The organism is Streptomyces sp. AC512_CC834, from assembly GCF_019049325.1.
Taxonomy (GTDB): domain Bacteria; phylum Actinomycetota; class Actinomycetes; order Streptomycetales; family Streptomycetaceae; genus Streptomyces.
Genome location: NZ_JAGMUO010000030.1, coordinates 94,768 through 107,233 on the forward strand (window position 1 = coordinate 94,768; position 12,466 = coordinate 107,233).

Below are 12,466 nucleotides of genomic sequence, written 5' to 3' on the forward strand. Positions count from 1 at the left end.
CGGACCCACGTGGGTGTGGCCCCGGCCCCGGCCTCCTTCGTCGAAGACCCTCTACTCCTGCTTCTTCCGCCGTGTGCCGAACACGATCTCGTCCCAGCTCGGCACCGCCGCTCGGCGGCCCGGCCGGACCCCGTCGGCCTCGGCCTGGCGGTCGGTGGAGCCGGTGAGGCGGTCGCGGTGGCTGGCCACCGAGCGCGGCATGAGCACGTCGGCGTAGGCGGAACCGGCCGACGCCGCGGGGGCGGGGGGCTCCTCCACCTCGGGTTCCTCGGTGGGCTCCTCCACCGGTTCAGGAGCGCGCTCGGGCACCACCAGGTCGCCGCGGAAGCTCGGTACGGCCTCCAGCAGGCTGGTGAGCGAGTCGCGTTCGCGCTCGGCCGAGGCGGTGGCCGCGGTGTCGTCGGCAGGCTCGGTCGGCGGCGGCGGGGGCAGGCTCGGCCGCTCCCGCTGCTCCCGGTCGAGGGTGCGGTCCAGCGGCCGGTCGCGCGGCAGCCGTGCGATGCGGGGAACGAACGGGAAGCTGGGCTCGGGCGCCGCGGCGAGGTCGTCGGACTCGCCGATCAGCGCGCGTGCCTCCGCGTCGACGGCCTGGACGAGCCGCCGGGGCGGGTCGTACGTCCAGCTCGCCGAGTGCGGTTCGCCCGCGACCAGGTAGACCAGCAGGACTTCCCAGGTGCCGTCGTCGCGGCGCCAGGAGTCCCACTGGACGGTGTCCTTGTCGGCGCCGCGCAGCAGCAGTCGCTCCTGTACGGCCTCGCCGAGGGGCGGCCCGGAGTTCTCGCCGGGACGGCGGACGGGGGTCTTGCGGGCCCGCTCCGCCATGAAGGCGCGCTCGGCCAGCACGGGGCCCTCGAAGCGCCGTACGCGATCGACGGGGATGCCGGCCATCTGGGCGACCTCTTCCGCGGTCGCGCCGGCCCGTATACGTGCCTGAATGTCGCGGGGGCGGAGATGGCTCTCCACCTCGATCTCGATCTGGCCGAGGCGGGGACGGTCGCCGCGCACGGCGGCCCGGAGCCGCTCGTCGATCGGAAGCGTGTACTCCGTGCTGTCCGCAGCCTTCAGCACCAGCCGTGTGCCGTCATTCGAGACGGCCACGACACGCAGTTCGGGCATGGGGACCTCCCGGGTGGTGCCTGCCGACGTCACGTGCGTCGCTGCTTCCGCTCTGTCGAGTGTGACCTGCCCGGGTGCAGCCTGCCACAACCTTGCCGAGTTGCCCGGCGTGTCGGGCGCGGGCCCTGGATCGCCGTTATGGCACGGTTACCTATTCGCAACGCTGAGTGACCAACTGCCTCACCCTGTGCAACTAGCCCCCTCCCGGCGGTCCTTCAAGGTCCGGCCCCCTTGTCGGGAGACCGGCCCCAGGGCTCGCAACAGTACTCCATTCGGGCCACGTGCGTGGATTGGCGCGCCGCCCAACTTCTGGCAAGAGGTGACGCTTGGCCGTCCCTGGCGCGATTTCCGCGATCTTGGGCGTGGCGTACTTCACGCAATCACCAGAAACGGAACTAATGGTTTCGCCCGCACGTCCCTTTCTCGTGCAGTTGATCGACCCCGTGCGGGAAAGGCAGGCAAGGTCCGAGGATGCGTGAAAAGTCCGATGACGCAGGTGAGGCGGACGTGCGTACGAAGGGGGAGTCCAGGCGAATCGACCTGAGCGTGCCCCAGGTCGCGGGCAGCGCCCTGGCGGCGGTGGTCGCCGCCAAACTCGCCTCCTCCTTCGGCGTGTACGGCACGATCGTCGGTGCCGGTGTGATCAGTGTCGTCGCCACCTGCGGGGGCTCGGTCTTCCAGCACTTCTTCAAGCGCACCGGCGACCAGCTCCGGGTGAAGCGCACCGTCGGCGCCGTGCGGACCGGCGGGGGAACGGAGCCGGTCCCGGCTCCGGTACGGGGTTCGGCTGCGGGCGGGTTCACCGAGGGCACCGTCTACCGCGCGCGGACCACGGGCTGGCGGCGCCCGGTGGTCGCGGCGGCCCTCGTCTTCGGCGTCACCATGGCCGGGATCACCGCGTACGAGGTCGCCTCAGGCCAGAACCTGAGCGGCGGCCACAGCACCACCGTCGGCAGCGCCTTCACCGGTCACGGCAAGTCCGCCGCGGATTCGGGGGAGTCGGGCGACTCCGACGGCTCGGGAGACTCCGGCGGCTCTGGCGGTTCCGGCGGCTCCGAGGACTCGCGGGACGGCCAGGATTCGGGTGGTTCCGGTGACGCGGGGGACTCCGGCTCCGGTGACGACGCCCCGGCCTCCACCCCGTCCCAGACCCCGGACGGAACCGGCGACGGCACGTCGTCCGACGGTGGTTCCGCGGAAGACGGCGGTACGGCGTCCAGCCCGGCGCCCACCCCGGACGCCACCGGTGACGAGGGCTCGGGCGACGACGGGACCCCCGACCCGGACGCCTCGGCTACGGTCCCAGAACCCGGCGCAAGTAGTCGTTCTGGAACAGACGATCCGGGTCGAGACGGTCCCGCAGCGCCGTGAACTCGCCGAAGCGCGGATACACCCGGGAGAAGTACTCGGCGTCCCGGGTGTGGATCTTGCCCCAGTGCGGCCGGCCCTCGTGCGCCGTGAATACGCGCTCGGCGGCGGTGAAGTACGCCTGGTAGGGCGTGCCCCGGAACATGTGCACGGCGATGTACGCGCTGTCGCGCCCCGAGGCGGTGGACAGCGTGATGTCGTCGGCCGGGGCCGTGCGCACCTCGACCGGGAAGCTGATCCGCAGCCGTGACCGTTCGACCATCGCCCGCAGTTCGCGCAGCGTCTCGACGACGGCCTCGCGCGGAACGGCGTACTCCATCTCCACGAACCGCACCCGGCGCGGAGAGGTGAAGACCTTGTAGGGGGTGTCCGTGTACGTACGCGCGGAGAGCGCCTTGCTGGAGATCCGCGCGATCGCGGGGACGGCGGCCGGCGCCGCGCGGCCGACCCAGTTGGCCGCCTGGAAGACGCCGTTGGACAGGAACTCGTCCTCGAACCAGCCCTGGAGCCTTCCCACCGGCTGCTCGGGGCCGGCGCTGCGGTTGTTGCGCTTGGTGTTGGTGCTGCCGGTGTGCGGGAACCAGTAGAACTCGAAGTGCTCGTTCTCGGACCACAGCTCGTCGAACTCGGCGAGGACGCGCTCGAACGGCATCGGCTCCTCGCGGGCCGTCAGCAGGAAGACCGGCTCCACGGCGAAGGTGATCGCGGTGACGACGCCCAGGGCGCCCAGGCCGATCCGGGCGGCGGCGAAGACTTCGGGGTTCTCCTGCTCGGAGCAGGTCAGCACCGCTCCGTCCGCCGTGACCAGTTCCAGGCCCCGGATCTGGGCGGCGATCGAGGCCGAGTCGCGGCCCGTGCCGTGGGTGCCGGTACTGGTGGCCCCGGAGACGGTCTGCTCCATGATGTCGCCCATGTTCGTCAGCGACAGACCCTCCCGCGCGAGGGCCATGTTGAGCCTCTTGAGCGGGGTGCCGGCCTCGACCGTGACCGTCATGGCGGCGCGATCAATGCCGCGGATGCCCGTCAACAGTTGAGGGCGGATCAACACACCGTTCGTCGCGGCTATGGACGTGAAGGAGTGCCCGGTGCCGACCGCCTTGACCCGCAGCCCGTCCTCGGCCGCCTTGCGTACGGCGCCGGCCAGTTCGTCGACGGAGGCGGGAGCGACCTCCCGCGCGGGGCGCGCGGAGACGTTGCCGCCCCAGTTACGCCATGTGCTGTTCCGGCCGTTCGTCCTGCCGCTCGCCGTGCGTGTGCTGCTCAACGGTCCCTCCCCGACGCGGATCCGGCCGCTTGAGCCGGCGGTACCCGAGGAAACCGACCGCGACCGCGACGGCCCCGGCCACCGCCGGAACCCCGTACCCCGCGCGCGCTCCGGAGGCGTCGATCACCCAGCCGCCCGCGGAGGAGCCGAGCGCGACCCCGACCGCGAGTCCGGTACTCACCCAGGTCATGCCCTCGGTGAGCTGCGTGCGTGGTACGTGCTCTTCGATGAGGGACATCGTCGTGATCATCGTGGGAGCGATGGACAGACCCGCAACGAACAGCGCCGCGGCCAGAAACAGCAGGTTTCCGACCAGTAGGAGTGGGATCATACTCACGGCCATCGTGCAGACCCCCAGCAGCCAGCGGCGCTCGGGCGGTCCGGTGAAGCGCAGCAGCCCGAAAATCATGGCCGCCGTGCACGATCCCGCCGCGTACAGGGCGAGTACGAGGCTGGCGGCGGCCTTGTGCCCCTCCTCCTCGGCGAACGCCACGGTGACGACGTCGATGGCCCCGAAGATCGCTCCCGTGGCGGCGAACGTGCCGACCAGGACCCGAAGCCCCCGGGAGCGCAGCGCGGTGCCGCCGCCCTTGTGCTCGCGCGGGTGCGGTTCAGGTTCGGTGGCACGCTGCGAGGTCAGCCAGAAGACGCCCGTGGCCAGGAAGCAGGCGGCGAGCAGCGGCCCGGCCTCCGGGAACCAGGCCGTGGACAGGCCGATGGAGATGATCGGCCCGAAGATGAAACAGACCTCGTCCACCACGGACTCGAAGGAGTACGCGGTGTGCAGTCGCGGCGTCCCCCGGTACAGGGCCGCCCAGCGGGACCGGACCATCGCGCCGAGGCTCGGCACGCAGCCGATGCCGACGCAGGCCACGAACAGCACCCAGTCCGGCCACCCGTGGTGCGCCGCGGGCAGCAGCACCGCGGCCGCGGTGAGCGACACCAGGGTCGCCGGGCGCAGCACCCGCCGCTGCCCGTACCGGTCCACCAGGCGGGAGACCTGCGGTCCGGCCACGGCGGCGGCGAGCGCGATGGTGGCCGACAGCGCCCCGGCCAGCCCGTACCGCCCGGTGAGCTGCGAGATCATCGTCACCACGCCGATGCCCATCATCGACAGCGGCATCCGGCCGAGGAAGCCCGCGGTGGAGAAGGCCCTGGTGCCGGGGGAGGCGAACAGCGCGCGGTAGGGGCTGGGCAACGAGGTCTCCGGAAACGACTCGGTGGCGCTCAGTGACGGCTCAGTGACGGCTCGGTTCTGTGACGGCGCAGTAAGGTGCGAATGCCGCCGATACAGCTTACTCGGCGGCAGGCCCGGGAACACCCCCGCGGACCTGCTGAAACGCACGGTCGGTACCCCACCGTTTCCGCGCTGTCAGTGCCGGGTGGCAGGATCGAGACATGCCAGACGTGCTCGATGCCAGCCCCTACGACGCCCTGCTCCTGCTCTCGTTCGGCGGCCCGGAGGGCCCGGACGACGTCGTCCCGTTCCTGGAGAACGTGACCCGCGGGCGAGGCATCCCCAAGGAACGCCTCAAGGAAGTCGGACAGCACTACTTCCTCTTCGGCGGAATCAGCCCCATCAACGACCAGAACCGCGCCCTGCTGGGCGCCCTCCGCAAGGACTTCGCCGAGCACGGCCTGGACCTGCCGGTCTACTGGGGCAACCGCAACTGGGCGCCGTACCTGACGGACACCCTGCGTGAGATGGTCCGCGACGGCCGCCGCCGCATCCTGGTCCTGGCCACCAGCGCCTACGCCTCGTACTCGGGCTGCCGCCAGTACCGCGAGAACCTCGCGGAGGCGCTCGCCGCCCTGGAGGCCGAGGGACTGGAGCTGCCGAAGACCGACAAGCTCCGGCACTACTTCAACCACCCCGGCTTCGTCGAGCCCATGGTCGACGGGCTCGTCGAGTCCCTCGCCGGGCTGCCCGAGGAGGTCCGGGACGGCGCGCACATCGCGTTCTCGACCCACTCGATCCCCACCGCCGCCGCGGACACCTCCGGTCCGGTCGACGCGCACGGCGACGGCGGGGCGTACGTGCGCCAGCACCTGGACGTGGCGCGGGTGATCGCCGACGCCGTCCGCGAGCGCACCGGTGTCGACCACCCCTGGCAGCTCGTCTACCAGTCACGCTCGGGCGCCCCGCACATCCCGTGGCTGGAGCCCGACATCTGCGACCACCTGGAGGAGCGTCACGCGGCCGGCGTCCCCGCCGTCGTGATGGCCCCCATCGGATTCGTCTCCGACCACATGGAGGTCCTGTACGACCTCGACACGGAGGCCACCGCCAAGGCCGGGGAGCTGGGGCTGCCGGTGCGCCGCTCGGCCACGGTGGGCGCCGACCCGCGGTTCGCCGCGGCCGTCCGCGACCTCGTCCTGGAGCGGGCCGCCGACGAACGCGGGCAGGAGGTCACCCCTTGTGCCCTCGGCGCCCTGGGTGCGAGCCACAACCTGTGCCCGGTCGGCTGCTGCCCCGCCCGTGCCGCACGTCCCGCCGCCGCGGGCGCCGACAGTCCCTACGCGTGAAGGGCCCCGTGACCGACGTGACGACCGATCCGCTCCACGCCGACCTGCTGAAGATCGCCCAGGAGGCGGCCCACCGCGCCGGCGAGCTGCTGCGGGACGGCCGCCCGGCCGACCTCGCGGTCGCCGCCACCAAGTCCAGCCCGATCGACGTGGTCACCGAGATGGACATCGCGGCGGAGAAACTGATCACCGGGCTGATCGCCGACCGCCGCCCCGACGACGGCTTCCTCGGCGAGGAGGGCTCCGCCGTGGAGGGCACGAGCGGTGTCCGCTGGGTCATCGACCCGCTCGACGGCACGGTCAACTACCTCTACGGACTGCCCACCTGGGCGGTCTCCATCGCCGCCGAGCAGGACGGCGAGCGGGTGGCCGGAGCCGTCGTGGCCCCGATGCGGGGCGAGTCCTACCACGCGCTGCTCGGCGGCGGCGCCTGGGCGACGGGAGCCTGGGAGGGCGAACGCAGGCTGTCCTGCCGGTCCGCCGCGCCGCTGGACCAGGCGCTGGTCTCCACCGGGTTCAACTACGTCGCCGACGTCCGCGCGGAGCAGGCCGAGATCGCGCGACGGCTCATTCCGCTGGTGCGGGACATCCGGCGCGGCGGCTCGGCCGCCATCGACCTGTGCGACGTGGCCGCGGGACGCCTCGACGGCTACTACGAGCGAGGCCTGCACCCCTGGGACCTCGCGGCAGGCGACCTGATCGCCCGGGAGGCGGGCGCGGTGACCGGCGGACGCCCCGGTGAGCGCCCCACCGGCGCCCTGACGATCGCCGCCACCCCGGCCGTCTTCGAGCCCCTCCAGCGGCTCCTGACGGACTTCGGCGCGTAGGCCTGCGGCGGTATGACGGACGGCGGAAGGCGGAAGGCGGAAGGCGGGAACCGGTCGGGCGCGCGGGAGCGCCGTCGGCGCCTTGCCCCAGCGGCCTCGCCCGCGCCGTGGGTCGCCCGAGCCCGGCACGCGGCGCCCGTGCGGGGCGCGGGACCCGTGCGGGCGCGTCCCGTGCGGGCGCGTCCCGTGTGTCCGCCGGCCACTGCTCCTCGCGTCCTCGCGCGTGTCCCAGCGCGCGTCCGGACCTCCGCGGCACTCTCGGCCAGATCGACGGACAGCCGTGTCTCCTCGCGCGCGTCCGGACCGCTCCTCCGCCCGACCGCCCGACCGAGCCGGGACGCTTGGCCGCCTCCTCCCGGAGACCGCTCCGCTCCGGCTCGACCCGCCACCGGCCCGGCGCGGGCACGCCCGTGCCCCAGCCGCCCACCCGCGCTGAGCGTCAGCTCCGCCCGAGCCGCCACCACCCTCCGCGACAGCTCAGTGATCGCTCAGTGACCGCTCGATACGCACCGCGCCCGTGTCGCCGACGGGCCACGCCGCGCACCGCCGGGCGTCCACCCGCACGACGGGGCCCCGGCGCTGGATCTCGCCGGGGCCCCGTCGTTCACGGGCCGATCAGGCGTTGGTCGCGCTGACCTCCACACCGTGCTCGGCAGCGAGACGGCGCAGATCGTCGAGCTCGCCCAACTCCACCTCGACAAGGAACTCGTCGCCCTCGTCGCGGGCCCGGGACAGGTCGGTCTCGGTCGTCTTTATGCGCTGCAGAAGTCCTGCGGTGAAAGCGTCCATGCTGCGCCCCCTCGTCCTGGGTCGTGGGTCGTTGGCACGGGGGTGTGCCGTTCGGAAGGGGCGATCACGTCTCCGGTGGAGTGCCCAGCGCTGCCCGGCCGGGCGGCGACGGTGCCGGACACCCACGCCCGCTCTGCGGAAGCGGACCGCGGCGTACCGCGCGGTGACGCGGTACAGGCAGAGCGTGATCGCGGGGTGTAAAGCCGTCCTCCCCCAGCTCCTCTTCGCGGAAACCTCAACCACGAGAGAAAATCTCGCATTCCCGCTCCGGCGCCCTTCTTCGGCACCCGGCTCCTCACCCCTCCTCACCCGTCTTACAGCCGACTTATGGCCGAAAAGGGCAGGATGGAGGCAACACACCCACCAGGCCCTGCCCTCGTGCGCCCGAGAAGCGCTACGCGGGTGGACACAGGAAGGACAAGCGACGTGCGCGTACTCGTCGTCGAGGACGAGCAACTGCTCGCCGATGCGGTGGCCACCGGACTGCGCCGGGAGGCCATGGCCGTCGACGTCGTGTACGACGGTGCGGCCGCCCTGGAGCGCATCGGCGTCAACGACTACGACGTGGTCGTCCTGGACCGCGACCTCCCCCTCGTGCACGGCGACGACGTGTGCCGCAAGATCGTCGAGCTGGGCATGCCCACGCGTGTGCTCATGCTCACGGCGTCCGGCGACGTCAGCGACCGCGTCGAGGGCCTGGAGATCGGCGCCGACGACTACCTGCCCAAGCCCTTCGCGTTCAGCGAGCTGATCGCCCGGGTGCGTGCCCTGGGCCGGCGTACCAGCGTGCCCCTGCCGCCCGTCCTGGAGCGCGCCGGGATCAAGCTCGACCCGAACCGCCGCGAGGTCTTCCGCGACGGCAAGGAGGTGCAGCTCGCCCCCAAGGAGTTCGCCGTCCTCGAGGTCCTGATGCGCAGCGAGGGCGCCGTGGTCTCCGCGGAGCAGTTGCTGGAGAAGGCCTGGGACGAGAACACCGACCCGTTCACCAACGTCGTGCGCGTGACCGTCATGACCCTGCGCCGCAAGCTGGGCGAGCCGCCCGTCATCGTCACCGTCCCCGGCTCCGGCTACCGGATCTGACCGGCCGTGGCGACGACACCCGCGCCCCCCGGGGCGCCTCCGAAGCCCACCTGGGACCCCCGGTCGGTCACCCCCCTGCCGTGGCTGCGTCCCACCATCCGGATACGGCTCACGCTGCTGTACGGCGGCATGTTCCTGATCGCCGGCATCCTGCTGCTGTCGATCATCTACCTGCTCGCCGCCCAGGCGGTGCGCACCGGCAACGAACCGCTGTACAAGATCGTCGACTTCGCCGACCTCAAGGTCTCCAGCAGCACCTGTCCCGTGGTCGACAACGGCAACCTGTCGCTGTCCGACTTCAACGCCGCGATCAGCGACTGCATGGACCACCAGCGCAAGGTCGCCCTGGACAACCTGCTCAGCCGCTCGCTGCTGGCGCTGCTCGGCCTCGCCGTGATCGCCTTCGCCTTCGGCTACGCCATGGCCGGCCGCGTCCTGTCGCCGCTGGGCCGGATCACCCGCACCGCGCGCGCGGTGGCGGGCTCCGACCTCTCCCGCCGGATCGAGCTGGACGGCCCGGACGACGAGCTGAAGGAGCTGGCGGACACCTTCGACGACATGCTGGAGCGGCTGCAGCGCGCCTTCACCGCCCAGCAGCGTTTCGTCGGCAACGCCTCCCACGAGCTGCGCACCCCGCTGGCGATCAACCGCACCCTGCTGGAAGTGCACCTGTCCGATCCGAACGCCCCCGTGGAGCTCCAGCAGCTCGGCAAGACGCTGCTGGCCACCAACGAACGCAGTGAGCAGCTCGTCGAGGGCCTGCTGCTGCTCGCCCGCAGCGACAACCAGATCGTCGAGCGCAAACCGGTGGACCTCGCCGAGGTGGCCGGCCAGGCCATCGACCAGGCGCACGGCGAGGCGGACGGCAAGGGCGTGGAGATCCGCGGCACACGCGAGGCAGCGGTCGTCCAGGGCAACGGCGTCCTGCTGGAGCGCATCGCCCTGAACCTCGTCCAGAACGCCGTGCGCTACAACGTGGCCGAACAGGGCTGGGTGGAGGTCACCACGGCGCTGGAGAGCGGCCAGGCGGTCCTGGTGGTCACCAACACCGGCCCGGTCGTGCCGGCGTACGAGGTCGACAACCTCTTCGAGCCGTTCCGGCGGCTGCGCACCGAGCGGACGGGCAGCGACAAGGGCGTGGGGCTCGGTCTGTCCATCGCGCGGTCCGTGGCCCGGGCGCACGGCGGGCACATCTACGCGTCGCCGCGCGAGGGCGGAGGGCTCGTGATGCGGGTGACGCTGCCCGTCTGAGATCATGACCCCGACATCTCACCGAGACCCGAGGATGTTCGCTTTGAGCGGAATTTCCAGGCCACCGGCCGGGGAGTCGCGTGTGTGATCGATCACAGCGACGGCTTTCCCGTCCTCTACTCTCCGTGATCATGCACCCTGTCGGAAAGCCGGGAAAATCCCGGTTTTCAGGGGCCCTGATCACGGGAAGTACACGGTGAGACGCCTTTGAAGTGCGGCATTCGGACCGTGTACGGTCCCCATCGCCATCCAAGCCGATCACTCATGAGGGGTCCGGTTGGGTGTCGATTGAGTAACAGACCTTGATGTGAGGCAAAATCTCCGCCTCAGGTCGGGCACAAGTCCGGCCTCTCACGCGTTACGTGCGCTGAAGACACCGCAGACACCCAGAGGGGGAGAGCGACCATGGCAACCGATTACGACACTCCACGCAAGACCGACGACGACGTCGACTCGGACAGTCTCGAAGAGCTGAAGGCCAGGCGGAACGACAAGTCCGCCGCGGCCGTCGACGTCGACGAGTTCGAGGCCGCGGAAGGACTCGAGCTTCCCGGCGCCGACCTCTCGAACGAGGAACTGGCCGTCCGTGTACTGCCGAAGCAGCAGGACGAGTTCACCTGCATGAGCTGCTTCCTGGTGCACCACCGCAGCCAACTGGCCCGGGAGAAGAACGGCCAGCCGATCTGCCGCGACTGCGACTGAGGCGGGGTCGGCCGTGACTGGCTCGACCCCTCCCTGGAAGCGCCGTTTCTCCCGACGAGGAGCGGACCAAGGGCCGTCCGGCGGTCCGTACAGCGCGCGTGACGACGAGCGGGGCCCGACCGATACGGAGAGGGCCCCGCTCGAACCAGTGGTCGACCGGAGTGACCTCCCGGCGACCGTGCGGACGCCGGCACCCGCTGCCCGGCGCAGGGCAGCGGCGTTCCGGGAGAAGGCCGGACAGGGGGTCCGCAACGGCGGCGCCCGCGCCAGGGCGGCCCTGGCGTACCTCGCCGACCGCATCATCGACTTGGCCCCGCGCGTGCCCGTACGGGACCTGGCGACGCTGCGCAGACAGTTCCCCGGCCTGGGCCCGGAGGAGCTGGCCGACCGGCTCGTGGCCGGTGCGGCCAAGGGCACGGCGACCGTGGGAGCGGGTGTCGGAGCGGCGGCGATGCTGCCCGTACCGCCCGCGATGCCGACGGAGCTGGCCGCCGAGATCACCGGCGTCGCGGCGATCGAGCTCAAGATGATCGCCGAACTCCACGAGGTCTACGGCGTACGTCCGCCCGGCAGTCTCGCCCAGCGCAGCACCGCGTACCTGAACTCCTGGTCCGACGAACGCGGCGTCGACGTGTCCAAGCCGTCGACCCTCGGCTCGGCGATGAACAGCCACATGAAGCGCCAGCTCCGCCAGCAGATCATGAAGCGGATGGTGCGTGACCTGCCGAACCTGATGCCGTTCATGGTGGGCGCGGCCGTCGGCGCCGTCATGAACCGCCGCGACACCCGGAAGCTGGCCGCCAGAATCCGTGCGGACCTGCGCGGGAGCCAGGTCGCGTGGGGCGCCCTCGACGCCCTTCCGGCCCTGGAACAGCCGCAGAACGCGCTGGACATGGGCGACCTCGCCAAGGGCCTTGAGCAGGGACTTGGACAGGGCCTTGGACCCGGCCACGCGGGCCGTGACGAAGAGCCCGGCAAGGGCGGTCACTAACCCCGCGCCCTCGCGCCCCCACGCTCCGCGCCCCCGCGCTCGTGATCAGTACGGCTACGGCTACGGCTATGACTACGCCGCGGCCTTCGCCGCCGTAAGGGCCTCGATCAGCCGCTCCGGCTCGCGCGTCGACAGATACAGATACGGAGTCGGGTCCTCCGGATCCGTGACCATCACCCGCACCGCCCTCGGGATGTAGGCGCGCAGCAGCAGGAACGCCCGGGTGTCGGCCTTGTACGTGCGCCAGGCACGGGCCTCCTCCGGGTCGAGGATCTCCGCCTCGCCCAACGCCGAGACCGGCACCCTCGCCTCGCCCGCGATCAGCGCGTCGCCCACGACACGGATGCGGACCGCGCCGTACGAACTGGCCGCCACCGCCGCCACCGCCGTCCCGCCCGCCAGGCCGCCCAGCATCGGCAGCGTGCCGAGGGGCAGCAGGATCAGCGCGAACGCGACCCCCACCAGGAAGGAGACCAGCCACCAGGAGCGGGGCGCGGTGAGGCGTTCTTCGTACGGGGTGGTGGAGAGCTGCATGAACCAAGCTTGGCACGG

Annotated in this window: 12 protein-coding genes; 7 read left to right on the forward strand and 5 right to left on the reverse strand. The window is 71.6% G+C overall.

Annotation, left to right across the window (positions count from 1 at the left end):
• Positions 1-51 precede the first annotated feature (51 nt).
• Positions 52-1,116 (reverse strand): septation protein SepH, encoded by a 1,065-nt coding sequence (sepH, locus tag KUM40_RS12265; protein ID WP_217165841.1) that lies wholly within the window; start codon positions 1,114-1,116, stop codon positions 52-54.
• A 471-nt stretch (positions 1,117-1,587) separates the two neighbouring features.
• On the opposite strand from sepH, the gene KUM40_RS12270 reads away from it, so the two are divergent.
• Entirely contained in the window at positions 1,588-2,487 is a 900-nt protein-coding gene (locus KUM40_RS12270; RefSeq protein ID WP_217165842.1) for a hypothetical protein, read from the forward strand.
• On the opposite strand, the gene KUM40_RS12275 is transcribed toward KUM40_RS12270, so the two are convergent.
• Complete coding sequence (locus KUM40_RS12275; protein WP_217165843.1) at positions 2,411-3,748, reverse strand: D-arabinono-1,4-lactone oxidase; 1,338 nt, start codon at positions 3,746-3,748, stop codon at positions 2,411-2,413. The genes KUM40_RS12270 and KUM40_RS12275 overlap by 77 nt on opposite strands.
• Positions 3,690-4,946 carry an MFS transporter gene (locus KUM40_RS12280; RefSeq protein WP_217165844.1) on the reverse strand — a complete coding sequence of 419 codons (1,257 nt, stop codon included), beginning with the start codon at positions 4,944-4,946 and terminating at the stop codon, positions 3,690-3,692. Before KUM40_RS12280 ends, KUM40_RS12275 begins: the two co-directional genes overlap by 59 nt.
• Before the next feature lie 200 nt (positions 4,947-5,146).
• Between KUM40_RS12280 and KUM40_RS12285 the strand changes: the two genes are divergently transcribed.
• Both KUM40_RS12285 and KUM40_RS12290 read left to right on the forward strand, forming a co-directional pair.
• Positions 5,147-6,274 carry a ferrochelatase gene (locus tag KUM40_RS12285; RefSeq protein WP_217165845.1) on the forward strand — a complete coding sequence of 376 codons (1,128 nt, stop codon included), beginning with the start codon at positions 5,147-5,149 and terminating at the stop codon, positions 6,272-6,274.
• An 8-nt stretch (positions 6,275-6,282) separates the two neighbouring features.
• The gene (locus KUM40_RS12290) at positions 6,283-7,101 is read left to right on the forward strand and encodes an inositol monophosphatase family protein (protein ID WP_217165846.1); all 819 of its coding nucleotides are present in this window, start codon (positions 6,283-6,285) and stop codon (positions 7,099-7,101) included.
• A gap of 615 nt (positions 7,102-7,716) precedes the next feature.
• Here KUM40_RS12290 and KUM40_RS12295 read toward each other — a convergent pair.
• Entirely contained in the window at positions 7,717-7,890 is a 174-nt protein-coding gene (locus tag KUM40_RS12295; RefSeq protein WP_217165847.1) for a hypothetical protein, read from the reverse strand.
• Between the two features lie 426 nt (positions 7,891-8,316).
• On the opposite strand from KUM40_RS12295, the gene KUM40_RS12300 reads away from it, so the two are divergent.
• The 4 genes from KUM40_RS12300 to KUM40_RS12315 all read left to right on the forward strand — a co-directional run bounded on the left by KUM40_RS12300 (position 8,317) and on the right by KUM40_RS12315 (position 11,914).
• Positions 8,317-8,970 carry a response regulator transcription factor gene (locus tag KUM40_RS12300; RefSeq protein ID WP_003993508.1) on the forward strand — a complete coding sequence of 218 codons (654 nt, stop codon included), beginning with the start codon at positions 8,317-8,319 and terminating at the stop codon, positions 8,968-8,970.
• A gap of 6 nt (positions 8,971-8,976) precedes the next feature.
• Positions 8,977-10,221: a HAMP domain-containing sensor histidine kinase gene (locus tag KUM40_RS12305; protein WP_217165848.1), complete on the forward strand. Its 1,245-nt coding sequence runs from the start codon at positions 8,977-8,979 to the stop codon at positions 10,219-10,221.
• Between the two features lie 405 nt (positions 10,222-10,626).
• Positions 10,627-10,923, forward strand: a complete 297-nt coding sequence (locus tag KUM40_RS12310; RefSeq protein WP_217165849.1) for a DUF4193 domain-containing protein — start codon at positions 10,627-10,629, stop codon at positions 10,921-10,923.
• Positions 10,924-10,936: 13 nt separating this feature from the next.
• Positions 10,937-11,914: a hypothetical protein gene (locus KUM40_RS12315; protein ID WP_217165850.1), complete on the forward strand. Its 978-nt coding sequence runs from the start codon at positions 10,937-10,939 to the stop codon at positions 11,912-11,914.
• A 72-nt stretch (positions 11,915-11,986) separates the two neighbouring features.
• Here the strand turns inward: KUM40_RS12315 and KUM40_RS12320 are convergent, their stop codons facing one another.
• Positions 11,987-12,448, reverse strand: coding sequence for a DUF3093 domain-containing protein (locus KUM40_RS12320; protein ID WP_217165851.1), 462 nt, complete (start codon positions 12,446-12,448; stop codon positions 11,987-11,989).
• Positions 12,449-12,466: the final 18 nt, after the last annotated feature.